At 54.2% G+C, this 25,780-nt stretch carries 26 protein-coding genes; 8 read left to right on the top strand and 18 right to left on the bottom strand.

Annotation, left to right across the window (positions count from 1 at the left end; genetic code table 11):
• Positions 1 to 10: 10 nt before the first annotated feature.
• The 3 genes from R0137_RS12980 to R0137_RS12970 form a co-directional block, all read right to left on the bottom strand.
• Positions 11 to 2,776 (bottom strand): valine--tRNA ligase, encoded by a 2,766-nt coding sequence (locus R0137_RS12980; protein ID WP_407326832.1) that lies wholly within the window; start codon positions 2,774 to 2,776, stop codon positions 11 to 13.
• 140 nt (positions 2,777 to 2,916) lie between these two features.
• A complete protein-coding gene (locus R0137_RS12975) occupies positions 2,917 to 3,345 on the bottom strand; it encodes a DNA polymerase III subunit chi (RefSeq protein WP_407326831.1) in 429 nt (142 codons plus the stop codon).
• Positions 3,342 to 4,835: a leucyl aminopeptidase gene (locus R0137_RS12970; protein ID WP_407326830.1), complete on the bottom strand. Its 1,494-nt coding sequence runs from the start codon at positions 4,833 to 4,835 to the stop codon at positions 3,342 to 3,344. The genes R0137_RS12975 and R0137_RS12970 overlap by 4 nt, the downstream gene beginning before the upstream one ends.
• Before the next feature lie 100 nt (positions 4,836 to 4,935).
• Here R0137_RS12970 and lptF point away from each other — a divergent pair, with 100 nt between their 5' ends.
• Positions 4,936 to 6,024 carry an LPS export ABC transporter permease LptF gene (lptF, locus tag R0137_RS12965; RefSeq protein ID WP_407326829.1) on the top strand — a complete coding sequence of 363 codons (1,089 nt, stop codon included), beginning with the start codon at positions 4,936 to 4,938 and terminating at the stop codon, positions 6,022 to 6,024.
• Positions 6,024 to 7,082, top strand: a complete 1,059-nt coding sequence (gene lptG, locus R0137_RS12960) for an LPS export ABC transporter permease LptG (RefSeq protein ID WP_407326828.1) — start codon at positions 6,024 to 6,026, stop codon at positions 7,080 to 7,082. Before lptF ends, lptG begins: the two co-directional genes overlap by 1 nt.
• A 63-nt stretch (positions 7,083 to 7,145) precedes the next feature.
• Here the strand turns inward: lptG and R0137_RS12955 are convergent, their stop codons facing one another.
• Positions 7,146 to 7,613, bottom strand: a complete 468-nt coding sequence (locus tag R0137_RS12955) for an RDD family protein (RefSeq protein WP_407326827.1) — start codon at positions 7,611 to 7,613, stop codon at positions 7,146 to 7,148.
• A gap of 8 nt (positions 7,614 to 7,621) precedes the next feature.
• Entirely contained in the window at positions 7,622 to 8,482 is an 861-nt protein-coding gene (locus tag R0137_RS12950; RefSeq protein ID WP_407326826.1) for a hypothetical protein, read from the bottom strand.
• 105 nt (positions 8,483 to 8,587) lie between these two features.
• Between R0137_RS12950 and R0137_RS12945 the strand changes: the two genes are divergently transcribed.
• Genes R0137_RS12945 through R0137_RS12930 form a run of 4 tightly spaced genes read left to right on the top strand, consistent with a single transcriptional unit; the run spans position 8,588 to position 11,946 of the window.
• The gene (locus R0137_RS12945) at positions 8,588 to 8,920 is read left to right on the top strand and encodes a BolA family protein (RefSeq protein WP_407326825.1); all 333 of its coding nucleotides are present in this window, start codon (positions 8,588 to 8,590) and stop codon (positions 8,918 to 8,920) included.
• Entirely contained in the window at positions 8,920 to 9,867 is a 948-nt protein-coding gene (locus R0137_RS12940; protein WP_407326824.1) for a rhodanese-related sulfurtransferase, read from the top strand. The genes R0137_RS12945 and R0137_RS12940 overlap by 1 nt, the downstream gene beginning before the upstream one ends.
• A 1-nt stretch (position 9,868) precedes the next feature.
• On the top strand, positions 9,869 to 11,515 hold the full coding sequence (locus R0137_RS12935) for a 5-guanidino-2-oxopentanoate decarboxylase (protein ID WP_407326823.1): 1,647 nt from the start codon (positions 9,869 to 9,871) through the stop codon (positions 11,513 to 11,515).
• A 29-nt stretch (positions 11,516 to 11,544) separates the two neighbouring features.
• Positions 11,545 to 11,946, top strand: a complete 402-nt coding sequence (locus tag R0137_RS12930) for a hypothetical protein (RefSeq protein WP_407326822.1) — start codon at positions 11,545 to 11,547, stop codon at positions 11,944 to 11,946.
• Positions 11,947 to 11,976: 30 nt separating this feature from the next.
• On the opposite strand, the gene R0137_RS12925 is transcribed toward R0137_RS12930, so the two are convergent.
• Positions 11,977 to 12,675 (bottom strand): trypsin-like serine peptidase, encoded by a 699-nt coding sequence (locus R0137_RS12925; protein ID WP_407326821.1) that lies wholly within the window; start codon positions 12,673 to 12,675, stop codon positions 11,977 to 11,979.
• Between the two features lie 233 nt (positions 12,676 to 12,908).
• Between R0137_RS12925 and R0137_RS12920 the strand changes: the two genes are divergently transcribed.
• A complete protein-coding gene (locus R0137_RS12920) occupies positions 12,909 to 13,610 on the top strand; it encodes an OmpW/AlkL family protein (RefSeq protein ID WP_407326820.1) in 702 nt (233 codons plus the stop codon).
• A gap of 151 nt (positions 13,611 to 13,761) precedes the next feature.
• Positions 13,762 to 13,929, top strand: coding sequence for a hypothetical protein (locus R0137_RS12915; protein ID WP_407326819.1), 168 nt, complete (start codon positions 13,762 to 13,764; stop codon positions 13,927 to 13,929).
• A 20-nt stretch (positions 13,930 to 13,949) separates the two neighbouring features.
• Here R0137_RS12915 and R0137_RS12910 read toward each other — a convergent pair whose 3' ends face one another.
• The 12 genes from R0137_RS12910 to hemN all read right to left on the bottom strand — a co-directional run bounded on the left by R0137_RS12910 (position 13,950) and on the right by hemN (position 25,739).
• Entirely contained in the window at positions 13,950 to 14,696 is a 747-nt protein-coding gene (locus R0137_RS12910; protein WP_407326818.1) for a sulfite exporter TauE/SafE family protein, read from the bottom strand.
• A complete protein-coding gene (gene ccoS, locus R0137_RS12905; protein ID WP_407326817.1) occupies positions 14,689 to 14,868 on the bottom strand; it encodes a cbb3-type cytochrome oxidase assembly protein CcoS in 180 nt (59 codons plus the stop codon). Before ccoS ends, R0137_RS12910 begins: the two co-directional genes overlap by 8 nt.
• A gap of 2 nt (positions 14,869 to 14,870) precedes the next feature.
• Entirely contained in the window at positions 14,871 to 17,318 is a 2,448-nt protein-coding gene (locus tag R0137_RS12900) for a heavy metal translocating P-type ATPase (protein ID WP_407326816.1), read from the bottom strand.
• Positions 17,319 to 17,359: 41 nt separating this feature from the next.
• Positions 17,360 to 17,887 carry a FixH family protein gene (locus R0137_RS12895; protein WP_407326815.1) on the bottom strand — a complete coding sequence of 176 codons (528 nt, stop codon included), beginning with the start codon at positions 17,885 to 17,887 and terminating at the stop codon, positions 17,360 to 17,362.
• 20 nt (positions 17,888 to 17,907) lie between these two features.
• Positions 17,908 to 19,317, bottom strand: a complete 1,410-nt coding sequence (gene ccoG, locus R0137_RS12890) for a cytochrome c oxidase accessory protein CcoG (protein WP_407326814.1) — start codon at positions 19,315 to 19,317, stop codon at positions 17,908 to 17,910.
• 129 nt (positions 19,318 to 19,446) lie between these two features.
• Positions 19,447 to 20,322 carry a cytochrome-c oxidase, cbb3-type subunit III gene (gene ccoP, locus R0137_RS12885; protein ID WP_407326813.1) on the bottom strand — a complete coding sequence of 292 codons (876 nt, stop codon included), beginning with the start codon at positions 20,320 to 20,322 and terminating at the stop codon, positions 19,447 to 19,449.
• Entirely contained in the window at positions 20,319 to 20,495 is a 177-nt protein-coding gene (locus tag R0137_RS12880) for a cbb3-type cytochrome oxidase subunit 3 (protein ID WP_407326812.1), read from the bottom strand. Before R0137_RS12880 ends, ccoP begins: the two co-directional genes overlap by 4 nt.
• Positions 20,496 to 20,499: 4 nt before the next feature.
• Positions 20,500 to 21,111 carry a cytochrome-c oxidase, cbb3-type subunit II gene (gene ccoO / locus R0137_RS12875; protein ID WP_407326811.1) on the bottom strand — a complete coding sequence of 204 codons (612 nt, stop codon included), beginning with the start codon at positions 21,109 to 21,111 and terminating at the stop codon, positions 20,500 to 20,502.
• 11 nt (positions 21,112 to 21,122) lie between these two features.
• Positions 21,123 to 22,571: a cytochrome-c oxidase, cbb3-type subunit I gene (ccoN, locus tag R0137_RS12870; RefSeq protein WP_407326810.1), complete on the bottom strand. Its 1,449-nt coding sequence runs from the start codon at positions 22,569 to 22,571 to the stop codon at positions 21,123 to 21,125.
• A gap of 121 nt (positions 22,572 to 22,692) precedes the next feature.
• Entirely contained in the window at positions 22,693 to 23,301 is a 609-nt protein-coding gene (locus R0137_RS12865; RefSeq protein ID WP_407326809.1) for a Yip1 family protein, read from the bottom strand.
• 163 nt (positions 23,302 to 23,464) lie between these two features.
• The gene (fnr, locus tag R0137_RS12860) at positions 23,465 to 24,217 is read right to left on the bottom strand and encodes a fumarate/nitrate reduction transcriptional regulator Fnr (protein WP_407326808.1); all 753 of its coding nucleotides are present in this window, start codon (positions 24,215 to 24,217) and stop codon (positions 23,465 to 23,467) included.
• Between the two features lie 88 nt (positions 24,218 to 24,305).
• On the bottom strand, positions 24,306 to 25,739 hold the full coding sequence (gene hemN / locus R0137_RS12855; RefSeq protein ID WP_407326807.1) for an oxygen-independent coproporphyrinogen III oxidase: 1,434 nt from the start codon (positions 25,737 to 25,739) through the stop codon (positions 24,306 to 24,308).
• Between the last annotated feature and the right edge of the window lie 41 nt (positions 25,740 to 25,780).

The raw sequence follows: 25,780 nt of genomic DNA, 5'->3' as shown, positions 1-25,780 counted from the left end.
TGCGGTCAGTCTAGGTAGAGATGTTACTCAACTGCTCTCGCTGCAGCAGCAGCTTTTCGAGGTTTGTTTCCTGAAACTGCAGTTTTTCTTGCTCTTTTGCGACGACCTCGGTCGGGGCTTTTGCCACAAAGCCTGCATTATTCAGCTTACCTTGTATCCGTTTCAACTCACCACGGATCTTTTCGACTTCTTTGTCCAGTCGCGCCAACTCAGCGTCGCGATCAATGAGGTCGGCTAGCGGCACTAGGATTTCCAGTTTTCCGCAAAGTCCCGTTGCGCTCGCTGGTGCTTCGCTCTTGAGCCACTCAATGCTGTCGAGGCCTGCGAGCTGCTTGAGTTGCGTTTCCAGAGTGGTGACCCTGCGGGGATCGTCTCCATCGCCCTCGCGCAGAAGGACAGGTAAACGTTTGCCCGGTGGGATGTTCATTTCTCCGCGAATAGTTCGAACTGCAAGGGCAAAGCTTTTTAGCCACTCGATGTCTGCGACGGCGGCTTCATCGATGCATCCGGCATTCTCGACCGGGAACGCTTGGAGCATGATCGTTGGACCTGACGCCCCTGCCAGAGGGGCGACACTCTGCCAGATCTCTTCGGTGATATAGGGCATTAAGGGGTGGAGCGCACGGAGGCTTTGCTCCAACGTTCGGATCAGTGTTTTTCGAATGCCTCGGGCTACAGCAGGATCACTTTCATCCCGTAGGGCGACCTTTGACAGCTCAAGATACCAGTCGCAGTACTCGTTCCAGATGAAGTCGTAGAGCGCCTGAGATGCCAAATCAAAGCGGTAGGTGGTGATGGATTTCCTGAACCGCTCCAGCGCGCGTTGGAGTTCGCTTTCAATCCAGAGTTCTGCAGTGCCCAAGGTAACGGGCAGGCTATCGTCTACGCCGCAGTCTTTGCCTTCACAATTCATGAGAACAAAGCGCGCCGCATTCCATATTTTGTTACAGAAATTGCGAAAACCCTCTATGCGTCCAATATCAAACTTAATGTCACGCCCGGTAGCCGCTAAAGAGTAAAAGGTAAACCGCAAGGCGTCGGTTCCATAAGCGTTGATACCATCGGGAAATTGGCGGAGCGTTGCTTCGCGAATGCGCTCGGCCTGCTGCGGTTGCATAAGGCCGGAGGTGCGTTTCTCTACCAGACTGTGCAGGTCAATGCCGTCAATGAGGTCGATGGGGTCGAGGACGTTGCCTTTCGATTTGGACATCTTCTGGCCCTCGGCATCCCGCACCAGGCCATGCACATAGACCTGCTTGAAGGGGACTTCACCTCGCAGGTGCAGGGTCATCATGATCATTCTGGCAACCCAGAAAAAGATGATGTCAAAGCCGGTTACCAAAACGCTGGTAGGGTGGTAGCGCTGGAGTAGCTCATTATCCTGCGGCCAGCCAAGGGTGCTAAAGGTCCATAGGGCGGAAGAAAACCAGGTGTCGAGTACATCCTCGTCCTGATGCAGGGGCACGCTGTTGTCCAGACCGTGTTCTTTGCGAACATTCTCTTCATCGGTGCCTACATAGATGTTGCCGTCGGCATCAAACCAGGCGGGAATACGATGGCCCCACCAGAGTTGCCGACTGATGCACCAGTCCTGGATGTCACGCATCCAGGCAAAATAGGTGTTCTCCCACTGCTTGGGAACAAATTCTATCTGCCCACTCTCTACAGCCTCGATGGCGGGCCCCGCCAGGGCTTTAGCATCTACATACCATTGCTGCGTGAGGTAGGGCTCTACGACAACCCCGCTGCGATCACCGCGAGGAACCTTCAAAACGTGGTCGTCGATTTTCTCGAGGAGATCCAGGTGGCGCAAGTCCTCGACGATTTTCTCCCGAGCAGTGAAGCGATCCATGCCGCGGTAAAACTCAGGGGCTTGGTCATTGATGGCAGCATCGTCATCAAAGATATTTAGCAGCGGTAAGTTGTGGCGCTGACCGACTTCGTAGTCATTAAAATCGTGGGCGGGGGTGATCTTTACACAGCCCGTGCCGAATTCGGGGTCCACATAGTCGTCAGCGATAATGGGGATGCGGCGATCACAGAGAGGCAATTCAATTTCTTTGCCTACCAGGTGGGCGTAGCGTTCGTCATCAGGATGCACGGCCACAGCTGCGTCACCCAACATTGTCTCTGGCCGAGTGGTTGCAACGGTAAGGTGCCCTGAGCCATCCGCTAGGGGATAGCGAAAGTGCCACATTTTGCCCTGTTCTTCTTCCGATATAACTTCAAGGTCCGAGATAGCCGTGTGCAGCGCTGGATCCCAATTGACTAAGCGCTGACCTCGGTAGATGAGCTTTTCTTTGTAGAGACGAATGAAGGTCTCCTGAACCGCCTCCGATAGGCCTTCGTCCATGGTGAAACGCTCTCGGGACCAGTCTGGAGAAGCACCGAGGCGACGCAGCTGCTGTGTAATGGTCCCGCCCGATGTTGCTTTCCAGTCCCAGATTTTTTCGATGAAAGCATCTCTACCGATCTCGTGACGGTCTTTGCCATCAGCAGCTAACTGGCGCTCTACGACCATCTGCGTTGCAATGCCGGCATGGTCGGTACCTACCTGCCACAATGTGTCAAAGCCCGCCATACGGTGATAACGCACCAGGGCATCGATGATGGTTTCCTGAAAGCCGTGGCCCATGTGCAGGCTGCCAGTGACATTGGGCGGCGGGATCATGATGGAGTAGGGTTCTTCGCCTCCCTGCGGGGCAAAATAGCCCGCTTCTTCCCAGCGTTTATACCAACGCTGTTCCAAATCAGCGGGTTGAAATGTCTTGTCCATAGCTAGTCTGTCGGTCTCACGAGCGTCGCGGCAAGCGTCGGCCCTGTGCCGAAACCTTGCCTGCCAGTGCGCTGGCATTAGTGGGTGGTTAGTTGCTGCCCAAACGTTTGCTTGTGCAGTGCATCACAAAAGATCGAGGATTATACGCTGGGGAGGCGATGTTCTTCCAACGCGTAGCCCCGCTCTCGGTAGTGTCGCCAGGAGTGGCGGAGGGCTTCGAGCCTTGCGGGTTCCTGATTCACTAATTCGGCCACTCGTTGAAAGCGTCCAATGAAATCCGGCACGCTGGTTTGCAGATTAATAAGCAGATCGTCATGGCCCTGAGGTTCCTGCCCCCAACCGATACAGATTTGCTCATCGGCGTCATCACAAGAGAGCGCGTGGGGCAGAAAGCTCGCGGGTCGAAAACTCCAGAGCAGCTCGTCGAGCTGCCTGGCCTGTGCTTCGCTTTCGCTATTGATGAAGATTCGATGCCCGCGCTTGTGCGCTTTCTCCGCTAAGCGAAGAGCCAGACGGGCACGACTGTCGGCATCAGTATTCTCAATAATGTAGAAGCCGACGCGGGTCAAGCAGCCGACGCTCGGTCACAGAGGTACTGGGTCAGCAAACCCACAGGTCGACCTGTCGCTCCTTTCGGTGCCGAATCCCAGGCTGATCCCGCGATATCCAGATGCGCCCAGTTGTACTTTGTAGCAAAGCGAGACAGGAAGCACGCAGCAGTAACGCTTCCGCCTCCGGGACCACCAATATTGCCCATGTCCGCAAAATTGCTGTCGAGCTGTCGTTGATAGTCGTCCCAAAGCGGCATGCGCCAGGCGCGGTCGTGACTAGAGGTGCCCGCATCCAGCAGTTGGGTAGCGAGTTTTTCATCGTTTGCATACAAGCCTGAGGCGTGGCTTCCCAGCGCAACAACGCAGGCCCCAGTGAGGGTGGCTATATCAACCACACTTGCAGGCTTGAATCGTTCTGCGTAGGTGAGGGCATCACAGAGAACCAAGCGACCCTCGGCATCGGTATTCAATACTTCAATGGTTATGCCTGCCATGGATGTCACTACGTCGCCTGGCTTTGTAGCAGTCCCACTAGGCATGTTCTCCGCTGCAGCGATGATCGCAACAATGTTGAGGGGCAGTGCCATGTCCATAACGGCTTGCATGGTTCCCAGCACGCTGGCGGCGCCACCCATATCAAATTTCATCTCATCCATTTTGGCGCCGGGCTTGAGTGAGATTCCGCCGCTGTCGAAGGTAATGCCTTTGCCTACAAGCACGTGAGGCGCGTCACCGCGCTTACCACCTTTATATTCCAAAACAATAAGCTTTGCGGGGGTAGCTGTGCCCGCGGTAACGGACAGCAGAGAATGCATGCCTAGCTCGGCCATGGCCTTCTCATTGAGTACTTTGCAGCTCGCTTTTTCGTTGCCACGAGCAAGTCTTCTCGCCTCTTTGGCTAAGTGCTCGGGGGTACAGTAATTCGCTGGCATGTTTGCCAGTTCTCGTGCCAAATTAATGCCGGCGCCCGCCTGAGACCCGCGACTGAGGGCGGATTTGGCTCGCCGTGCGAGCGCGGTGTCAGCACTTAGAAGCACAAAGCGGCTCAGAGCTGGGGCTGGCTTGGGGTTGGACAGGGTGAGAGCATAGCGATAGCCGTGATAAACCAGATCGGTAGCGATGCGCTGGCACAGCCAGTCCCAATCGCTGCTGCTGACTTTCAGGGAGCCCATATGCATTTGCGCATCACTGGCTTTGCTCGAAAGAAGAGCTCGGGCCAGGGTGCGGCTCATCTTCAGATAGCCGTCACGCGCAAGTTTGCCATCTCCTACTCCAAGTAGGAGAACGCGTTCTGCGGACCCGGGGCTGTGCACGAGCAGTGTTTCGCCTACGTTCCCTTTAAACTCCCCAGCCTTTAAAGCGGCTGTCAGAACGCCAGCACTGTCTTTTTCCAGCGCGCGCCCTGCATCACTGAGTCGGAGAGTGTTGCCAACGGGAAGGACGGCGCACTGCGTGCGCTTGGCAGAAGCTTTTTTAGGATCGGCGACGGAAAAACGAAGTGCAGCCATGGTAATTCTCTCTAAAAGATAAGAATGCCTAGTGTAAGATGAACGGCGTGCAAACTGAACTATCAAGACGCCCAATTACGCTACTCGAGTCTGCTTTTCGATGAGGCTGCGTAGCTATTTGGGCAGTGATGTACTTGGACATACTCTGGCGGTGAGTTCGGTGTTGCTCGCTATCATCCTCACTGGACGGTTCGTGAAGTACCTGGCTGAGGCCGCGTCAGGAAAGTTGGCAGCTGAGATCCTTTTGCCAGTCATGTTTTATCGGCTACCCGGCTTCATGGAGTTATTGCTGCCCTTAGGTTTGTTTATCGGCATATTGATGTCTTACGGCCGGCTTTATGTCGAAAGTGAGATGGTGATTCTCAGCGCTTGTGGCGTGGGCCCAGCAAAGTTAGCGCGTTTCACACTAGCGCCTGCCTTGCTGATCATGATGGTGGTCGCGAGTTTGTCTTTGGTTGTGACGCCGCAGGGTGTTGCACGCTCCGAGGCCTTGCTCAACGATCCTCAGGCGTTACAGGGGCTGCAGTTGTTGGCTGCGGGGCGGTTTCAACCCCGTGGAGATGACGGTACGGTCACCTACGCCGCGGACATCGATCCAGAGCTGGGGGAGTTGGAGCAAGTTTTCCTCTATGCGCCCGAGGGCGACGAAGAGCAATCCAGCGTCTCCGGCGTCACCGTTGCCCAGACGGGGTCTGTGGTAATCGATCCTAATACGGGCGCTCGGTATCTGGAACTCAGAGAGGGCTATCGTTTTAGTGGAACGCCCGGAAGTGCAGACTACCGAATTGTTCGTTTCGGTAAGTTCGGGCAGCGTCTACCCGACACACCGTCGCTGGCTCGCAGCGAGCCTGTGGACGCTAAGCCCACGCTGGAACTGCTGGAATCTCAGAGCGCTGAAGACAGAGCTGCCTTGCACTGGCGTCTGTCAGTTGCCCTTATGGTTCCGATTGTCGCGCTCCTGGCCTTAAGTCTGAGCAAAACTAATCACCGCCGTGGGCGGTACATTAAGCTTGCGCCTGCTCTGCTTCTTCATCTTTGCTACTTGTTTGCACTGGCAAGTATCAGAACTAGCGTTGCCGAGGGTGACGCGCCGGTATACCAGATGTATCTACTGCATCTTGGTTTCTTTGCATTAGCGTTGACGTTGCTATTTGCACCGGATCGCCTCCGTCGACTGCGGAGCGCCTAATGCGCAAACTCAATCGCTATGTAGCGCGCACCGTTTGGTTATCGATTCTCCTTGTTCTACTTGTGATAGTGGGTATTGATGGTTTATCGGCATTCATCGATGAATCTGACAGCCGCAGTGCCAGCTATGGTTTCGCAGAAATTGGGCGCTATGTGATGCTAACCATGCCGCGGCGCGTCTATGAGTTTATTCCCTTCGCTGCACTTATCGGCGCGTTAATCGGGCTGGGTCAATTGGCGTCCACGAGCGAATTGGTGGTGATGCGCGCTGCAGGAATCTCCAACAGTCGACTGGCATGGATGGTGCTCAAACAGGCTGTGATTATTGCCGTTTTCGGATTTTTGCTGGGTGAGTACATTGCGCCAAAAGCTGAGCAACAAGCGCAGAATGGTCGAGCGGTTGCGCGTTACGCCGGAAAGCAAGTAGATACGGGGCAGGGCATCTGGCGTCGCGACGGCGGCATCTTTTTGCACGTACAGGCGGTCTCTGGTGACGAAGAAATCTTTGGTGTGACAGCCTACGAGTTTGAGGCCGGAGGCTGGATGCGCCGCGCTTTGTTTGCCGATAGTGGACGTTTTGACGGTGAAGGCTGGCTTCTCAAAGATGTTCAAACCAGTGAGTTTTTGGAGGACAAGGTTAGCAAAGGCGCCGAGCCGGAAGTGTTTCTAAAAAGCAATATTACGCCCAAGATTTTGTCGCTTGAAAACGTAGCGCCATCTCAACTTCCTCTTATGGATCTTTTGGACTACGCAGAGTTTCTTCGCTCTCAAGGAGAGGATGTCGCTGACTTTGAGCTCGCGACCTGGAGGAAGTTGCTCCAACCGGCAGCAGTGGCCGCTCTGGTATTGATCGCGATTTCGTTTGTTTTCGGTCCGCTGCGGGACGGCACGCTGGGTTTTAGAATCTTCGCTGGAGTTATGGTGGGGATTCTCTTCCAACTCAGTCAAGATTTACTCGGGCCGGCGAGTCTGGTGTTCGGGTTTCCTCCCCTTTATGCGGCTTTAGCACCGGTGCTGACTTGTGTGTTGGTTGGCTTCTATTTGTTACGCAAAGCTTAAGCCCGTCTCATTTACAGCTAAGGACTCTATATCGACTAAGGATTAAGGACTAAGGTTTAAGCGCTATGGTTCTTCCTTGTTGGTTTTCTTGGGCTTTTTGGGCATCAGAACAAGCTCGGTGCCGGAGAGGTAGTCATGCCAGCTACGTTTCTTTTTATCAAACAGACACCACCAGTAGCCAAGACCCAGGCATAGGACCGAGAGTAGCGCGGAGATACATCGCGTGACGACTCGACCAAAGCTGAGCTCATTACCGGGCATTGGAACAAGCTTTATTCGCCAAGCTTGCATACCGAGGGTCTGGCCGTTTTTCATCCAGAACACGCCGAAAAAACCGATGCAGCTCAGCACGGCGATCATCTGTACCGCCGTCGCGGGTAGTAAGCTATCTGCGGCGGATCCGAGAAGTAGCCGGATTCCCAGCCCAATTGCCACGCAGACCATAATGAGCGGTATCACCAAAAATGCGTCGTAGACGATGGCGGCCAGACGGCGCGGGAGGGCCGGAGCGGGTAAGGTTTCTTTCGTCACGGTACTACTCAGGTCTTTAGCGGTTCATCAAGATCATCCAGCGCTATGTGGCTGGTGTCTGGAGCTGTTGCATCACTGACGACTCGCTCATCGGCAGTGAGCAGGTCACTGCCAGCATCTGCCAGGTCGAGGTGATCAGTACTCACAGCGGTCACAGCGACGTTGTGGTTATCTCCGTCAGCAAGGTCGGCCCCTGCAGGGGCGAGGTCCAGCGCGGAGGTATCCGGAGTTGCTGCTGGGGCTTCCGTATTTTCGGTTCCCATGCGAGCCCCGGGCTCCGCGACATCGAAATCGGGTGCACTTACTTGTGGGGCGGACTCTGACGTTGCTTCGCTGAGTCTGTCGCCGGTTGCTGCAAGGGTTAAGTGACTCAGATCGACCTGCGCGTCCTCATGAGGAACGCGTTCGTCAGGCCTGAGGATGTCACTGCCACCGGGGAGGAGTTCGAAGCCGCTCTCGCCGGTGTTTGCGGTGTTGGGTTCAGTGTTGTCTGCTGCGCTAGGGTCAGAGTCTTGCGCCGGCGAGGTGCTCGCCCCGGTGGTCGCTTTAGTATTCGATTCCGTGCTCGATCCAGTGCTCGATGTAGTGGTTGATGCGGGGCTCTGGTTGCTGTCCGGGCTTTCACTGCTCACTCGAGTAATGATCGCCTTCGCACCGGCTTTAGCGAGGCTCTTTTGATACTTAAGAGCTGTCCCTTTATCGCAGTTCTTTTTTATGCGTTGACGGGTGCCTGAAAAAAGACGGTCGAGGGTCGCCTCGTCAGCTTTGAATAAGGCACCTACGGCGGTGCGCACCGCCGTGGGGTCACGCCCATCAAGGCACTCGCCCGCAAAGGCGATGTCGTAACGCTCTTCAGATTCGTCAGCCATAATGGAAGTATAGAGCTTCCCCGCGGTGTGGGAAAACCTTTAACGATGACCGCTGAAAGAAGCAGCCTCCGAGCGTATAATTGGGCGCTTATCGCAGGAGAATTTATGAGCGTTCAGGAACAGTTAAGGGAACGTATTGAAGAAGCGTTTACGCCCGATTGGCTTGAGTTGGATAACGAGAGCCATATGCACAGTGTGCCGGCCAATTCAGAGACCCACTTCCGACTGGTGATGTCGTCTCAGGCATTTGAGGGTGTGCGAGCTGTTGCCAGGCACCAGTCGGTATACAAAGAGCTGGCGGACTTAATGGCCGGGCCTATTCATGCTCTGGCTATGCACCTCTACGATCCCAAAGAGTGGCAAGAGAAGACCCGAGAGGCTCCGGCATCGCCTGATTGCTTAGGGGGTAGCAAGGTGGATAAAGAGGGGATGTCTTAATGTCCATTGTGGTTGCCGCTTTGTATAAGTTTGTTGCTTTACCGGACTACCAGGCTTTGCGCGAACCCCTACTCGAGCAATGTCGATTCCATGGACTAAAGGGCACACTCTTGCTGGCGGAAGAAGGCATTAACGGCACCGTGGCGGGAACTCGCGAAGCCCTTGATGCCGTGCTGGCATGGCTGAGAGCCGATAGCCGACTTGCGGACCTTGAACACAAAGAGTCGCTGCACGATGAGCAGCCATTCCTGAGAATGAAAGTTAAGCTCAAGCGAGAGATCGTCACCATGGGCGTACCTCAGGTGGATCCAAATCGGGTGGTCGGTACCTATGTGACGCCTGACGAGTGGGACGGTGTACTCGCCGACCCCGAGGTTACTCTTATTGATACGCGCAACGACTATGAATGCGCCATCGGTAGTTTCCGAGATGCGGTAGATCCCGGTATCACTACCTTTCGCGATTTCCCCGCGTGGGTTGAGGAAAACCTGGACCCCGTGAAGAACCGCAAGGTGGCGATGTTTTGCACAGGGGGTATCCGCTGCGAGAAGGCATCTTCTTACCTTTTGGAGCAGGGCTTTGATGAGGTGTTTCATTTAAAGGGAGGTATTTTGAAGTACCTCGAAGAGGTGCCTCAGGAGTCCAGTAGCTGGGAAGGCGAATGTTTTGTATTCGACGACCGAGTGGCAGTGAACCACGCTCTGGAACGGGGAAGCTACGATCAGTGCTTTGCCTGCCGTCACCCCATAAGCGAACAGGATCTGAAATCACCTGACTACGTTAAAGGAGTCAGCTGTCCGCACTGTATTAATCAACAAAGCGATGAGCAGCGGGAGCGGTTTGCCGAAAGGCAGCGCCAGGTCGATCTAGCCAAAGCCCGTGGCGAGCAACACATCGGAGAAGCCAGCTTGATCCGGCCGCATCCCGAGCAGGCTGAAGGCTTGTGAAATGAGCGCTGAAGAGACAGCAGGCGTAAAGGTCAGTTGCGGAGAGCGACTAGTGCAGCTCCTGGAGGGCTATGGGGTCGATACGGTATTCGGCATTCCCGGAAATCATACGGTGCAGCTCTACAGAGGGCTTGGCAATAGCGCGATTCGGCACATCTCTCCCCGGCATGAGCAGGGGGCAGCGTTTATGGCCGATGGTTATGCTCGGGCCATTGGTAAGCCAGCCGCGTGTTTTTTGATTTCGGGCCCGGGACTGGGCAACGCGATTACGCCGATGATTCAAGCCTTGGCTGATTCGGTGCCGATGTTGGTGGTAACAGCAGTTGCTGCGCGTTCAGATTTGGGAATGGGGGAGGGACGTTTGCACGAGCTCCCGGACCAGTCGGCGCTTGCCAGCCAATGCAGCCGTTTCAGTCATACACTCATGGATGCCGCAGAATTGCCGAAGGTGCTTGCTCGAGCGTTTGCGGTCTTTGATAGCGCGCGTCCGGGGCCGGTGCACATAGAGATTCCGCTGGATGTCATTACTCAGGAGGCCAGCCATGTCTCTACGATTCCCTGGCCTCGTGTTGAGCCGCCGGGCGCGAACGCTAGCGGTTTGGCAGAGCTGGCTAAGCGTCTGAACTCGGCCAATGCGCCGCTATTGATGCTGGGCGGTGGCGCGGTTGGCGGCGCGAAAGAAGCGCGAGAGCTTGCCGAAGTCATGGATGCACCGGTCATCACCACCGTAAATGCCAAGGGCGTGTTGCCTCAAGGGCATCCGCTATTGGTTGGGGGAAGTCCAAGCCTTGGATCCGTGCGCCAACTCATCGCGGGAGCTGACATCGTGCTTGCCGTAGGTACGGAGTTTGGGGAAACCGACTACGACATGCTGTTTCTTGGTGATATGCCGCGACCCGCATGGCTCGCCCGAATCGATATTGATCCCGCGCAGCTATGCCGTAATCAGCGACCCGATTTAGCGCTTTGTGGTGATGCCAAAGAAAGCCTCAGTGCTTTGTTGGATTTGGTAGACAGGCAGATCGCGGGAGATACTGGTGCGCAAAGAGTGTCTAGGACGCGAGCGGCGTTTGCAAAAGAGCAACACTGGAACAGCGAGCTGCAGGCGCTTTTCGATTGCTTGAACGACACATTACCGGGTCTGTGCCTGGTGGGGGACAGTACCCTGCCCACGTACTATGCCGTATGGCAATACGAGGCCGGGGGGCCGCGTCGTTACTTTCACTCAGCTACCGGTGGCGGCACTTTAGGATTCGCTTTGCCTGCCGCGATGGGAGCTCGCAGAGCGCTGGACGTAGACGTGCCGGTGGTGGCTCTCATCGGCGATGGCGCGGCGCAGTTCACGTTCATGGAGCTGGCTGCGGCGGTGCAGGAAGGATTGCCGGTGATTGTCTTGCTATGGAATAACAACGGGTACCGAGAAATTCGCGAAGGTATGGTGGCCACGGATGTGGTGCCCGTGGGCGTTGATATAGATGCACCGGACTTTGTGGCGGCAGCAAAGGCACTAGGTTGTGCTGCGCAGCGGGTGGATTCCCTTGATAGCTTACGCGGTGCAGTTCTGGACGCGGCAAGTGGTCAGCGCCCCACACTTATCGAGCTGCCGGAAGAAGCATTTCTGAGTGGCGCCGTGGCTAGCTGGTACTAGTTAGGCAGTTTCCGAAGAAGAGAGGTCACATGTATAGCAACGACGATGGTGAAGATGATGGGCGGGTGTCGACCTCTGAAGCCCTTCGACATGTCCTGATTTTTCAGCTGAAGTTAGCGGCTGATGCGCTTAGAGACTTTTTGCTGAGTCCTTTGAGTCTAATTGCCTTTGGTATCGACGCGGTCACTCGGCCAAAAGTCGAACACAGTTTGTATCTTCGCTTGATGCTTCTGGGGCGTCGTTCTGATCGCATGATCAACTTGTTTGACGATCACGCTGATAGTGGCGAATTTACCATTGATCGCGCGGTAGATGAGGTCGAAGAAATTCTGCGAACCTCCCAAGGCGATGGACAATCGCAGAGCACACCTGTCGATCCAAAGGAGGTCGCTCTCCGGCGAAGGGCCAGTAAGGAAAGCTCAGCTGATTAAGTGCTTCGCGCAGCTTTTAATGCGTGAAGCCTAAGGTCGCCGGGTGCTCTGCAGGTAAGCAGCGATTCTCGAATGGAATCGTTTCAAGGGCACATAAATACTTTGAGACTCGCCATCTCCACGAGAGATCACTCCCAGGTATTGCAAGGTTTTACCCCCGGACCCTACGGCTATTGAGAATACTCCGCCACCGGACGCGCCTTTTTGCAGTACACAATCACTTCTCGCGTCGGGGCCATCTGTTCCGGTGACGCGACAGTTGTAAGCCGTTTCCAAAATTTTTGTTTCCGCGGTGTTACTTCGTGGATAACCGGCCATGAGTAGATCGCCGGCACCGGCATCAACGTTGTCAGGTACTAGTAGCACTGAGGGAGAGTTTAATGGGGAATCCAGGCGAAGCAGTGCCCAATCACTGTACATACTCCCGCCACTGGCGATGAGATTTGCGTTCCTCGTTTCGCCTCGAGCGGTCTCGAAGGTCAGGGGCTTACTGGTGTCATGATAAAACTCAATACAGTGCCAGGCGCTGATAATGAGTTGTGAGGCCTCTGACTGGTTATCGTCCGTGATCAGCGTGGCGGAGCAGCTCTCATCGTAGTGTTTAGCGTAACCATTCTCGTAACGTTGGCCGGGCACGTGAAGCTTACCTACGCTATCCAGGGCGCGCGCGAAGCTTTCGGGTCTTGCCGAGTCATCAGCAATCGCAGAGCTAATAGCGCAAAGGAGCACCGGAAGTATCGAGGATCTTCGAGTCCTTAGTCTGCGCTGAGTAAAAAAGACTAAAAATCTGATGGTCTTACCTCGTTCCGTAAGTGTATTACCGCCCCGTTACTTGGGAGCGCACTATACACTGCAAGGCACTAACCTTGATTGACATCAATGCTTGTATCTCCGGTCACTCTTACTATGCGTGCATACGATGCCGCAGGGGCATTTAACAGAGAGAAAGGAGTGAAATCACTATGAGGAAACAGCTGGTCCTTGCTATGGCTGCTGGATTGGGTCTCGCAAGCTTGGGCGCACAGGCCTATGAGCAGGGCGACATTGTTTTTCGCGCAGGTATCGCGACAGTCGCGCCAAGCGGTGACAGTGATGCAATTGAACTGCCCACGGACCCACCTACGATTTTACCTGGTGGTGTAGATGTCGATAACGGTACCGCAATCAGTCTTATTGCCACCTGGATGATGTCGGACAATTGGGGATTGGAGCTCTTGGCCGCGACGCCCTTCAAGCATGACATTGATCTGGCAGATTTACCCGTTGCAGCCGGTTCCACCAAACATCTTCCACCAACGGTTAGCATTCAATGGTACCCGCGCGGCGGCATGGACGGCTGGCAGCCCTATTTAGGCCTCGGCGTGAACTACACCACCTTTTTTAGTGAGGATGTAGATAGCGAGCTTGGCGCGGTGTTGGGGGACTTGCTGGACGTAACTTCCGCGAAACTGTCTCTGGATGACTCCGTGGGTCTGGCCGCGCAAGCCGGCGTTGATATTCCCCTGACGGATGAATGGGCACTCAATCTTGGCGTTTGGTACATTGATCTTGGAACAACTGCAGACATCGATGTAGTAACCGGTGGTGGTGCTAATGCTACCGTGAGCTTTGATGTGGATATTGACCCATGGGTTTACAACATTGGCGTTGCATACAAGTTCTGACGCCTCGAATGAAATGGCGCTTCTTACGTCATTTCCCTGTGATTCCCCGCTTTTCAGCGGGGATTTTTTTGCCTTCCTGCAAGGTCACAAGAGAATGATTCGTGATAGCGTCAGTGTTGATGATGCGTGGATGATTTGTTAGAGAGCTTCTATGAACCTAGTGCCCTTAGGCTTGACAGTTTTTCTCGTGGTGTTTGTTGTAGGCACCATATTTTGGATGACATCGACCCTGAATCCAATTCGTAAAAAGCAGGCAATGCGTAAAGCCCAAGCTCTGGAGGAGCGTGAAAAACAGGGCGAAAAAGATCGCGAGCAGTAACTCGCTCAGTACGGCAGCCTTTAGTGCCTTGGGTGCTCTTTGCTGTGCTGCATCTTTGAAGAGTCCATGGAGTGTTCTTGCACCGTGGTGGATATTGGCCGGTTCAGGTGACCACCGTGATTCCAGGTCATTGCAAAGGACCAGATGCCCGAAAGAATCAAAAAGACTGCAATAAACAGTTTGAGACCGCGGCGCCTGAGAAAGGTCTGAACACCCGAAGCGCCAAAGCTCGTGCTTAGCATTGCGGGGAGGGTGCCTATACCGAACGCCAGCATTAACAGCCCTGAGCGCGCTACGTCTTGGGCGGTAGCAGACCAGGCCAAAGCGCTGTAGATCAAACCACAGGGCATTAACCCCCAGCACAAGCCCAGAAGATAGCCCTGAAACCAGTGTCTTACGGGAAGAAGTTTGGAGGATAAACGTTGAACCGGTTTCCAGATTTTGGCGCCTAGCTTCTCGAGAACGGACATTCCCCGCCACCAATCCGCAATCGATAATCCCATGCCAATTAGCAGCAACGCCGCAATGTACCGAAGCACCATGGTCCATTGTGCGACATTAATACTACCCGCCAAGGCGCCCAAAAGTGCGCCCAAAGCGGCGTAGCTGCTAATGCGGCCCACGTGATAAGCAACAGTCACTGCGCCACGCTTCTCGCCGCCGTTGCCTAGATTAATTGCTGCGGCTATTCCACCGCACATTCCCAGACAGTGCCCGGCTCCCGCTAGGCCAATGCCAACTGCCGCGAGGAGGTCATTGCTAATCATCCTCTGTATTACTCTTTGCAGCAGGGTCCTTGAGGTCCTCGTCCGCAAGAATACGCCAGCTCTCTTTGTCCAAATCGTCATACTGGCCGTTGTCGATGGCCCAGAGCAGAAGACGTACGACAATTACGCAAAAGATGATGGCGACCGGGATCAATAGGTAGAGGCTTTCCATAGTTAACTGGCCCTTTGAGCCGAGGCTCGTCGAAGTCGCGTGGCGTTTCCGACTACTAGAAGGGAGCTTAGGGACATGCCTATTGCTGCGGCCCAGGGGGGAACCCAACCCATAGCGGCCAGCGGAATACCAATGAGGTTATAGCCAAGGGCCCAGCCAAAATTCTGAATGATGATTTGGCGTGTACGGTGTGCCACATCAACTAGCGTAGTGATTTGGTCTAAAGCGCCGCTGACAATCACAAAGTCCGCCTGTGCCTTGGCAAGATCTGTCGCGCCAGCGACTGCAATTGAAACATCCGCACGTTTTAAGACGGGGGCATCGTTAAGACCATCACCAACCATCAACACCGTTGAGCCTGCCTTTTGTAGCGACGTGAGTCTTGCGAGCTTGTCCTGCGGGGATAAGCCAGTGGCAACGTGGTCGAGTTTCAGAGAAGAGCCCAGCTGTGTGGCGCGGGAGGAGGCATCACCGGTGAGTAGCTCCGTCCTCACGCCAGCACTACGGAAGTTCTCCAGAACAGGGAGCGCTTCTGCATGGACCTCGTCGCTCAGCCCAAGCCATGCGAGAGGCTTATGCTCCAAGCATAGGGCGACCCAGTAGCGGACGTCTTCTGGTGGCGCCGGTAGCTCGGGAGCGATCTCCTGACAGAAAACCAGGGATCCTAATCGCAGCCCCCGGCCTCGGTACACGCCTTCAATGCCCCGCCCGGGAACGTAGCGGACCTTATCGACATCGGCGTCAGCGTTCATCGCGGTGAAGGCGCTCGCCAGCGGGTGGTTGGAATGGCGTTGCATTGCCGCAGCTACTGCGCCGAGGTCTGCCTCGGACCATTGCTCGCTCAGCGGCAAGATGCTCTGTAGGGTGAACGCGCCGCTCGTGAGCGTACCTGTTTTATCGAATAAGGCGACGTCCAGTTGGGCTAGAGCCTCAAGAGCATTGTCACCGTTGACGATGATGCCTTTTCGCCGAAGAAGGCTTGTCGCGTTCGCGAGGCTCGAAGGTGTAGCAAGGGATAGCGCGCAGGGGCAGCTGATCACAAGCACTGATAACGCTACCCAGAGGGCCTTGGATGAATCCAGCTGCCACCACAGGACTGCGGTCAATGCAGCGATGAGTAAAATAGCGGCAATAAACCCGGTCGCGATGCGGTCCGCGAGCTTAGCGACAGCGGGCTTATCGTGCCGTGCTGCGTCGATAGATCGTTGCAGAGCAGCTAGACGCGAGTCTGCATAGGTTCCCGTGGCGACGGCTTCCAAAGAGTCCTCCAGATTCACCGTGCCTGCATAAACGACATCGTCAACAGTCACTGATCTAGGGAGAGCCTCTCCACTGAAGCTGTCTTCTCGAACGGCGCTGGTTCCTCTTGTAACCCGAGCATCGATGGGTATCGTGTCCCCTGAGCGGACTAACACACGCTCTCCGATGAGGAGTTTCTGCCGGGGAATGGAAGTCCAGTGTTGCCCCCTCCATACCTGTACAGCATCGGGGAGTGTCTGTTCTGCATCCTGCCAGCTGATGGCATCCTGATAGCGTAAGCGCTTTTCAATGAAACGCGCGAGGAGCAGTAAAAACGTGAACATTACGACAGAGTCAAAATACACTTCGCCATCGCCGCTTAGGCTGGCATAAGTGCTTGCGGAAAAGGCAAGGCCAATTGCCAAGGCCACAGGCAAGTCCATCACCAAAGCACCGAATTTCAGATGACGCCATGCACTTTCGAAAAAACTCCGAGCTGAGTAGATCACAACGAAACTTGTCACGAGCAGACTGCAAAGTCGCATGAGCTGTTGGTACTCCGCGCTGATACCCTGAATGTCGCCCGCGTGAAGTGCTATGGCAAACATACCCACCTGCATCATTCCGACACCGGCTACGGCTAGCCGTCTGAGATCCGTTCGATATTCGAGTTTTGCCTGATCCTGTCTCAGGCTGCTCTGCCAGGGTTGTACTTGATAGCCAAGATTCGAGACACAGGTGAATAGTTGGCTTAGGGGCAGCTGCTTCTGATCAAAGCGAACATCAAGGCGGTTTTGCCCCAGGTTCACCGTAGCCTGATGTACGCCAGGTATCCTCTGAAGGGTTGTTTCGATGAGCCATGTGCAAGCGGCACAGCTTACGCCGCCCAGAAGTAAGCGCGCGCTAAGACCTCCCGAGCTGTCCTCTTCACAGAACTGCTTTGCCAGAGCGGGGTCATCATAAACCTCGAAATCCCGCTGGCGGTCTCCCATGTCGGCCAATGGGCGATCATTAAAGGCGGTACGCTGCGCGTAGAAGCGTTCCAAGCCGCTCTCTGTAATCATACCCGCCACGGCACGACACCCTGGGCAGCACATCTGCCGGCGCTCCCCAGCGACCTCCAAAGCGAAGTCTACGCCCGCGGGGACATCTTCGCCGCAGTGGAAGCAAGTAAGCGATGTGGAGGACCTAACGGGTTGAGCGCTGTTCACGGATGTTTCGCGGGTTGATCTACAGCAGTACTGCGCAGAAACTACGGCGCATCGCTATCACCGGCAATGAAGTCTTTGCTACTGAGTGAGCCATCTATACGCCACTGATTATTCTCCGCTTCAAGTATCCAGTGCCAGTTTGGAGATACCTTGGCGGGGAGTTTGCTTTGGTAGACCCCTGGGGCTATGGGAGCCAAGGTAACGGCGAAATCTCGATCGGCCTCTAGAGGATGAGAGAGGCGTAAGCTGAGCATCGTGGGAGTGATCTCTCCGCTGAGGCGCACCTGCGCTCTTCGATCGAGTACTTTGATCTCAGCGGAGATGCCCAGTTCCTTCGCCGTCGCCTGTTTTCCCAGCTCCTGATTAATGGCTAAGCCGTCTTTGTAATACTCATCGACTACAAGGTCGTCCGCGTACTTGTTGGCGATGTACAAAGTACTCAGCCCGGCAATCACTACCGAGCCGGGCAAGGCGATGAGAAACCACGGCCAGAACTGTTGATACCAAGCCTCGTCGTCTTCTCGCCTGGGAGATCCTTGCGTGCCATGGGACATAGACTCAGTTCGCATTGGGTTGTTTGAAGGCTCCACTATAGCGGTTTCATAAATCGGGATTCAGTGCTTGCCCGGAGTGAGGCCATGTCTTTGGCGGCGATTTCGAAGGTGAAACTGGTGCTTGGCGTTACAAGGCTAGCCGCCTGTGTATTCACACGCAACGTAACTTCGCGATCTTCGCTCGCGGCGAGTGCGTAGTGAGTTTGGCCTTTGATGGTCGCTCCTTCTAGACCCTCGACGCTCAGAACATATTCATGAGGTGAGGTATCCATGTTGACGATGTGGAGCCGATAGATGTTTTCTATTCCACCATCGGCAGTTTCTACATAGAGATTATTCCGATCTCGAATAACTGTGAGTTCGAGAGGAATCCGCGAGAATATGTTGTAACTGAACACCCCAACCATGAGTGCCAGTACTACGATGTACCCTATGATTCGTGGGCGAAGCCAATGGGTTTTACCACCTTCTAGTTCTCGCTCACTGGTGTAACGGACGAGGCCTGGCTCGTAGCCCATCTTGCGCATGACCGAATTGCAGGCGTCGACGCAGAGCGCGCATCCTATGCATTCGTACTGCAAGCCATCGCGTATATCGATACCGGTCGGGCAGACCTGAACACACAGCTCGCAGTCGATGCAGTCGCCTAATCCGGCGTCCCTATGTGCGAGTGACTTTTTGCGCGAACCCCGAGGATCACCTCTGCTCGCATCATAGGAGACTATTAATGTATCCGCGTCGAACATGACGGACTGAAAGCGTGCATAGGGGCACATGTAGGTACACACCTGCTCACGCATCCAGCCGGCGTTGATGTAAGTGGCGAGTGTAAAGAACACCGTCCACGCTAGTTGCCAGTTTCCTGTGGATAGCGTGGCGAGCTCGTAGCTGAGTTCTCGCACGGGATAAAAATAGCCTACAAATGTCATGCCCGTCATGAACGCGACGAACATCCACGCGCCGTGTTTACTGAGCTTTCGAGCCGCCTTGGTGAGGCTCCAGGGCTGCTTATCCAGTTTTATACGCTGGTTTCGTGTCCCCTCTGCTTTTTGCTCTATCCACATGAAGATACTTGTCCACACGGTCTGTGGGCAGGTATAGCCGCACCACACACGGCCGGCAGACACGGTGACAGCGAACAGAGAAAAGGCGGCTATGATCAGAAGAAAGGCGAGAAGCGAGAAATCCTGAGGCCAGAAGGTAAGCCCGAATATATGAAACTCTCTCTCTGGCAAGTCAAACCACACGGCTTGACGGCCATTGATGCTGATCCAGGGGATGCAGTAGTACCCCAGAAGCATGGGCCAGCCTGTGAACATTCGCAGTCGCTGGTAAAACCCTTCGATTTTGCGCGTGTAGATCTTTTCGCGCTTTTGATAGAGGTCAAGTTCAGCGACCTCCGCGGGTGCGATCTCCTGCACGTCAATGAGATCAGGATCAGACATACTTTTTCACCACTACTTGTATTGAGTGGCCACTCCAGTGGCGTTAGTCCCTCGCGAAGCTCTCGCTTATGACGGGGCGGTTGCCTTCGGTATTTATTCTAATGAGATTGCTGTGGCTCCGGATTCGAGCTATTTGCTCAGGCCATAAACATATGCGGCAACAAGGTGAATCTTGTCTTCGCTCAGCGTGTTGCCAAAGGCGGGCATTTGCCCGTTACGGCCAATGCGGAGGCTGTGAGCTATTTGCTCTGCGTTTCCTCCGTATAGCCAGATGCCGTTAGTCAAGTTAGGTGCGCCCATGATTGGGTTGCCCTTGGCTTCGGGGCCGTGACACGCAATGCAGTAAGTTTGGTAATGCTTCTCTCCGGCAGCCACTAAGTCTTCGTCCGCATCTCGACTGTTCAAGGACAGTACATAAGCTGTGGCTTCAGCAATACCTTGTTCGCCAAGGATACTTTCCCAGGGGGGCATCGCAGCCTGACGTCCGTTCACCAGAGTGTGTTTGATTGCTTCAGGGGATCCGCCATAGAGCCAATCGTCGTCGGTGAGATTTGGGAATCCAAGGGCGCCCGCTGCATCAAGGCCGTGGCACTGAGAACAGTTATTGCCATAGATTCGCATGCCCATCTTTCGGGCCTTTGGATCCTGATAAATTTCTTCGATCGACATCGCAAGGTACTTGTCGCGCATCGCTCTGAATTTCTCGTCTGCGACGGCAACTTCCTGTTCGTGCTGAGTGACTGAGCTCCAACCAAGGACGCCGGGAAAATTACCCATACCGGGGTAAGCGATGAGGTAGCCAATGCCCCAGACAATGGTGATGACGAACATCGCAAACCACCAGCCTGGCAGTGGGTTGTCCCACTCCTCAATACCGTCGTAGACGTGCCCAGTGGTTTTTTCGTCTACCGCTGAACGCTTACGGTTGGCGAATAGCAACCAGGTCACCAGAACAAGGGTGACCGTTGTGAGAACGATTACCCAGCCACTCCAAAAGCTAGTCATTGTTGGTTTCCTTTTTCTTTTCCACCTTGCGTGAGGTCGTCATCAGCAAAGGGCAGGTTGGCGGCTTCTTCAAAATCTTGCTTTGGCTTGTTGCTGTAGGCCCAAATCACAAGTCCAATAAAGGCAAACAACAGGAAGGCCGTACTGATGCCTCTTAAGTCATTAATATCCATCGACCTAGCGCCGCGTCTGTATCAGTGTGCCGAGCTGCTGCAAGTAGGCCACTAATGCGTCAATTTCTTTCTTTCCAGCGACTGCACTCGCCGCGCCGGCGATATCAGCTTCGGTGTACGGCACGCCAAGAGTTTGCAGTGTGCTCATCTTTGCTGCGGTTCCCTCGGCATTGACTTCGTTGCTGAAAAGCCAGGGAAATGCCGGCATGTTTGACTCTGGCACGACGTCGCGCGGGTTGTATAGATGGGCCCGATGCCAGTCGTCCGAGTAGCGTTTACCCACCCGCGCCAAGTCGGGGCCTGTGCGCTTGGAGCCAAAGAGGAAAGGGTGGTCATACACAGATTCACCCGCTACTGAATAGTGTCCGTAGCGTTCGGTCTCTGCTCGTAGCGGGCGGATCATTTGTGAGTGGCAGGTGTTGCAGCCTTCACGGATGTAGATGTCTCGGCCTTCAAGCTCTAATGCAGAGTAGGGTTCCAGGCCCGCGATAGGCTCCGCGTACTTCTTGGAAAAGATCAGGGGTACTAGTTCAACCAAGGTGCCGAAGCTGATCGCAACGATGGTCAACACGATGAGCAAGGGAACGCTTTTTTCAATTCTTTCATGAGATGACATAACTTCGCTCCTTATACCGCTGCAGCTTCGGGCGCTGCTTTTGGCGACTCAGCAGGCGCTTCTTTGCGAATTGTCATGAACACGTTGTAAGCCATGATCAACATACCTCCCAGGAATATCGCCCCCCCAAGTGTCCGTACTATCCAGCCTGGATAGCTGGCGACGACAGACTCAACAAACGCGTAAGTCAGCGTCCCATCTTGGTTGTATGCGCGCCACATCAGTCCCTGCATGATGCCGTTGACCCAGAGTGCGGCTATGTAAAGCACAGTGCCAATGGTGGACATCCAAAAATGCACGTTGATGAGATCTGTGCTGTACATCTGTTCTTTGCCGTACAGCTTGGGGATGAGGTGGTATAGACAGCCGATAGAGATCATCGCGACCCATCCCAGAGCACCTGAATGCACGTGACCAATGGTCCAGTCGGTATAGTGGGACAGTGAGTTAACTGTCTTGATCGACATCATCGGCCCTTCGAAGGTCGACATGCCGTAGAAAGATAGGCTTACAACCATAAAACGCAGGATTGGATCATTGCGCAGCTTATGCCACGCCCCCGACAGCGTCATGATTCCGTTGATCATTCCACCCCAGGACGGGGCCAGAAGAATCAAACTCATGACCATGCCCAAGCTCTGTGCCCAGTCGGGTAGCGTCGTGTAGTGAAGGTGATGCGGCCCGGCCCAAATATAGACGGACACCAGTGCCCAGAAGTGGACGATAGACAGGCGATAGGAATAAACGGGGCGTTCTGCCTGCTTAGGTACGAAGTAGTACATCATGCCAAGGAAACCAGCCGTTAAGAAAAATCCGACCGCGTTATGGCCATACCACCACTGCACCATGGCATCGACAGTGCCTGCGTAAGCAGAGTACGACTTCAGTGTCATCCCCACAGGCAGTGCGGCGCTGTTAAGGAGATGGAGCACGGCCACAGTGACGATGAAGGCACCGAAAAACCAGTTCGCAACATAGATGTGGCTGGTCTTCCTTTTTACCAGTGTTCCAAAGAACACAACGGCATAGGAAACCCAGACAATAGTGATGAGAATGTCAATGGGCCATTCAAGCTCGGCGTATTCTTTGGAGGTGGTGTAGCCCAGAGGGAGGGTGATTGCCGCTAACACGATGACTAGCTGCCAACCCCAAAAAGTGAAAGCGGCCAATTTGTCAGAAACGAGACGAGCCTGGGTTGTCCGCTGCACTACGTAGTAGGAGGTGGCAAAGAGCGCACAGCCGCCAAAAGCAAAGATAACGGCATTGGTATGCAGAGGCCGTAGACGTCCAAAACTTGTCCAAGGTAGGCCTAGATTGAGAGCAGGCCAAACCAGTTCTGCGGCAATGTAGACACCTACAAACATGCCCACGATGCCCCAGACTACCGTCATGATCGCAAATTGCCTGACAACCTTATAGTTGTAGACGGGGTGTTCCAGTGCTGCGTTGAGTTCGCTCATGGTTGTTACCCGTAATCCCTTGTAATTCGTTAGCGTCTTATCTTGCTTCGCTGAGTGTGAAAATGAGTCTCTTGCGGCGCTGGTGACTCGGTTTTGGAGGCCCTATTTATAGTGCTTTTTTTTAACCATCGGTAAACGCCGGTGCAGCACCGAAGTCCCAGGCCAAGATAGAAACGACCATAATGGAAACCAGCAAAACGAGTCCGATGGCAAGGATGGCGCTGGAGAACAAAAAGCCTCGCTCCTGGGGGATGTCCATCACGATGGGGATGCCTAGATACATGAGGTACACGGCCCAGCTGATCGCGACAACTCCAATGAGTAAGTCCACCCACAACACCGGGTAGAAGCCCACCATTCCAAGAACAAAAAGCGGTGTGGCTGTGAGCCCTGCGATGACGATGCCTTTTGCAATCGTGGACTGAGCTGCACCATAGGTACTGGACATCCAGTGAATGGCGTAGCCGATGGCAGCAACGCTGGCGACCATGACGCAGTAGAAGAGTATGTTGACCTGCATCGCACTTGCGTCGGTTAACTTAATAACCTCGTTGTAACTGCCAACGGTCCATCCAACATGGCTGGTGCCCCAGTACCATGCGATGGCAGGCAAAAGTGCAAAAACAACCGGGTATACAACCAGAATGTTTTGAGAGCTCTCGGGCAATTCGGCGATGGTCTGCCATTGATGCCTTGGCTTAAACAGCAGTCCAAAGGTGTGCTGAATCATTCTCTTTTCCCCCCGGTGATACGCGCGACAGGCGGCATTCTAATGAACTTGCCGCGGTGTTTGTTGACTTACATCAATAAGCGATGCAAGAACGTTAACTAATACTGACTGCTTGCTCTTGGCGACAGCTCACGAGTCAGTGTTCGATTCTCAGGTTTCCGGGTTATTGGGCGTCCGCTATTTTGCGCAGCGCGTCAATATCCAGAATCTCTATTTCTTTGTTTTCTACGGCTAGTACGTCAAGCTTTTGCAGTCGGCTGAATACTCGGCTGACTGTTTCGACGGTAAGACCCAGATAGTTGCCAATATCGACCCGGGACATACTTAGACGAAACTGCGTGGCGCTGAGTTGGCGGCGAGAGTTTCGCGTGGACACGCTGAGTAGTAGTGCAGCAACGCGCTCATCAGCTGAGCTCTTTGACAGCAGGGTGATGAGTTGTTGATCCTCTGTGATTTCCCTGCTCATGATCTGGAAAAAATGCCGTTGGAGTTGCGGCATGCTCGCGCTGAGTTTTTCCAGGGAATTGAAGGGGATTTCACAGACTGAGGCAGTTTCCAGTGCTTTGGCGGATGAGGCGTGGGCATTATTGCTGATGCCATCCATGCCTAGTATCTCGCCTGGGAAATAAAACCCCGTGACCTGTTCCCGCCCGTCGTCTGTCGTCCGATAGGCTTTAATTGTACCTGACCTCACCGCGAACACGGACTCAAACACGTCGCTTTCACGATAGAGGTGTTGTCCCTTTTGTAGCGGCTTACTGCGCTGAACGATTCGATCTAGTTCATCGATCTCTGTTGCTTCGAGGGAGAAGGGGAGGCAAATCGAGCTCAGGCGACAATTACTGCAATTAACCTGAAAGTCGTGAGTACAGGAGGTGACTTGGGAGCTATCTACATCGATTAATTGCGTATTCACTGCTGTGTATTTTCCCGTACCGGCTTAATTCAAAAAATGTAGCGAGCCACCGTATAGGTGTCAAATAAACTTTACATTGATCCCGCGGTTAAACTGTGGCCGAGAAGCGCGCTTTACCGGTGCTGCTCTGGTGCGCCAGATGCTCGTCAAAGGGCATGCAGAGGTTTCGAAGGAAAGGCCTGCCTGCCGCGGTCACGGACAGCGCGTCAGCCTTGAACGCGATCAGTCGATCATCAAAGGCTTGGCTCAATTCTTCAAGGGCATCGTGGAAGTGACTTCGGAAGTCGATGCCAAACTCGCGTTCTACCTCCGCTACATCAAGATGCAAGTCGCAGATTAATGACATGATCACGCGTCGACGGAGCTTGTCCTCACGATTGATCATGTAACCCTTGGTGATGGGTAGTTGCCCATCATCGAGCATTTCATAGTACTGGGGAAGGTCCTTAGCGTTTTGGAGATAAAAGTCGCCGATTTGGCTAATGGAGGATACGCCTAAGCCCAGGAGGTCTTCAGCAAGTTGTAAGGAATAACCCTGGAAATTTCGTTGCAGTCGCGACTCCGCCTGAGCTTTCGCAAGATCATCGTCGGGGAGCACGTAGTGATCCATACCTATGTACCGATAACCTGCATCCTGAAGTGTGGCGCTGATCATTTGCGCGAGAAGCAGTTTCTCTTCAGGCTCAGGCAGCGTATGCCGGTCAATAGCGCGCTGAGGCAGAAACCGTTCGGGCAAGTGCGCATAGTTGTAGCAAGCGATACGATCGGGACGCAAATTGATCACTTTTCGTAAGGTCTCAGCTATGCTGAGATGATTCTGGTATGGGAGACCATAGATCAGGTCGAAGCTCAGTGAGCGAAAGCCATGAGCTCGCACGGCTTCGACGAGACCTGCGACTTGAGCGTAGGGCTGGATGCGATTTACGGCTTTCTGAACGCGCTCGTCAAAATCCTGAACTCCCAGACTGATGCGATTGAAGCCCACACCCTTGAGTAGCGCGATGGTCGCCGAGGAAACGGTGCGAGGATCGATTTCGATGGAGTACTCACGATACCCCTTATCGAGCAGTCGAAAACGACTCGCCAGACTATGCATGAGTTCGGTGACTTCGCCATCACTGAGGTAAGTCGGTGTGCCACCACCCCAATGCATCTGAGTTATTGGGCGATCTTTGCCTACGAGCTGACTCTGCATATCGAGTTCTTGAGTCAGTTCGCTGATGTAGCGGGCGGCTACTCCTTCCTTGCGCGTGACGACTTTGTTGCAGCCACAGTAGTAGCAAATGTCATGGCAAAAAGGCAGATGCAAATACAGTGAAAGGGGGTCGCTGTGGTTCTGTTTCTGGTTCTGCCAATTCCGGTACCGAGTTAGATCAAAGTCTTCATTGAATTGGGGGGCCGTGGGGTAGGAGGTATAACGTGGGCCATTGCTTGCGTAGCGTTTAGCCATGGCGATGCCCGCTTCCCATTCACTGGGAAGGCGACGAGTTTGCTCACTCGTGCGTCCAATTATCTGATTCATCGCCAAGGCCCACCGCGCCAGCTTATTATTGACGCAGTGAG

This window comes from Congregibacter brevis (genome assembly GCF_045689245.1).
Lineage (GTDB): Bacteria > Pseudomonadota > Gammaproteobacteria > Pseudomonadales > Halieaceae > Congregibacter > Congregibacter brevis.
The sequence above is the reverse complement of the archived record's forward strand: the minus strand, read 5'-3'. Positions and strand labels throughout refer to the sequence as shown.

Excerpts from the sequence above, each read along its gene's own strand:
- R0137_RS12980 (WP_407326832.1), bottom strand. The coding sequence starts at position 2,776 with ATGGACAAGACATTTCAACCCGCTGATTTGGAACAGCGTTGGTATAAA.
- R0137_RS12970 (WP_407326830.1), bottom strand. The coding sequence starts at position 4,835 with ATGGCTGCACTTCGTTTTTCCGTCGCCGATCCTAAAAAAGCTTCTGCC.
- lptF (WP_407326829.1), top strand. The coding sequence starts at position 4,936 with ATGAGGCTGCGTAGCTATTTGGGCAGTGATGTACTTGGACATACTCTG.
- lptG (WP_407326828.1), top strand. The coding sequence starts at position 6,024 with ATGCGCAAACTCAATCGCTATGTAGCGCGCACCGTTTGGTTATCGATT.
- R0137_RS12950 (WP_407326826.1), bottom strand. The coding sequence starts at position 8,482 with ATGGCTGACGAATCTGAAGAGCGTTACGACATCGCCTTTGCGGGCGAG.
- R0137_RS12945 (WP_407326825.1), top strand. The coding sequence starts at position 8,588 with ATGAGCGTTCAGGAACAGTTAAGGGAACGTATTGAAGAAGCGTTTACG.
- R0137_RS12940 (WP_407326824.1), top strand. The coding sequence starts at position 8,920 with ATGTCCATTGTGGTTGCCGCTTTGTATAAGTTTGTTGCTTTACCGGAC.
- R0137_RS12935 (WP_407326823.1), top strand. The coding sequence starts at position 9,869 with ATGAGCGCTGAAGAGACAGCAGGCGTAAAGGTCAGTTGCGGAGAGCGA.
- R0137_RS12930 (WP_407326822.1), top strand. The coding sequence starts at position 11,545 with ATGTATAGCAACGACGATGGTGAAGATGATGGGCGGGTGTCGACCTCT.
- R0137_RS12920 (WP_407326820.1), top strand. The coding sequence starts at position 12,909 with ATGAGGAAACAGCTGGTCCTTGCTATGGCTGCTGGATTGGGTCTCGCA.
- R0137_RS12915 (WP_407326819.1), top strand. The coding sequence starts at position 13,762 with ATGAACCTAGTGCCCTTAGGCTTGACAGTTTTTCTCGTGGTGTTTGTT.
- R0137_RS12910 (WP_407326818.1), bottom strand. The coding sequence starts at position 14,696 with ATGATTAGCAATGACCTCCTCGCGGCAGTTGGCATTGGCCTAGCGGGA.
- ccoS (WP_407326817.1), bottom strand. The coding sequence starts at position 14,868 with ATGGAAAGCCTCTACCTATTGATCCCGGTCGCCATCATCTTTTGCGTA.
- R0137_RS12895 (WP_407326815.1), bottom strand. The coding sequence starts at position 17,887 with ATGCGAACTGAGTCTATGTCCCATGGCACGCAAGGATCTCCCAGGCGA.
- ccoG (WP_407326814.1), bottom strand. The coding sequence starts at position 19,317 with ATGTCTGATCCTGATCTCATTGACGTGCAGGAGATCGCACCCGCGGAG.
- ccoP (WP_407326813.1), bottom strand. The coding sequence starts at position 20,322 with ATGACTAGCTTTTGGAGTGGCTGGGTAATCGTTCTCACAACGGTCACC.
- R0137_RS12880 (WP_407326812.1), bottom strand. The coding sequence starts at position 20,495 with ATGGATATTAATGACTTAAGAGGCATCAGTACGGCCTTCCTGTTGTTT.
- ccoO (WP_407326811.1), bottom strand. The coding sequence starts at position 21,111 with ATGTCATCTCATGAAAGAATTGAAAAAAGCGTTCCCTTGCTCATCGTG.
- ccoN (WP_407326810.1), bottom strand. The coding sequence starts at position 22,571 with ATGAGCGAACTCAACGCAGCACTGGAACACCCCGTCTACAACTATAAG.
- R0137_RS12865 (WP_407326809.1), bottom strand. The coding sequence starts at position 23,301 with ATGATTCAGCACACCTTTGGACTGCTGTTTAAGCCAAGGCATCAATGG.
- hemN (WP_407326807.1), bottom strand. The coding sequence starts at position 25,739 with ATGAATCAGATAATTGGACGCACGAGTGAGCAAACTCGTCGCCTTCCC.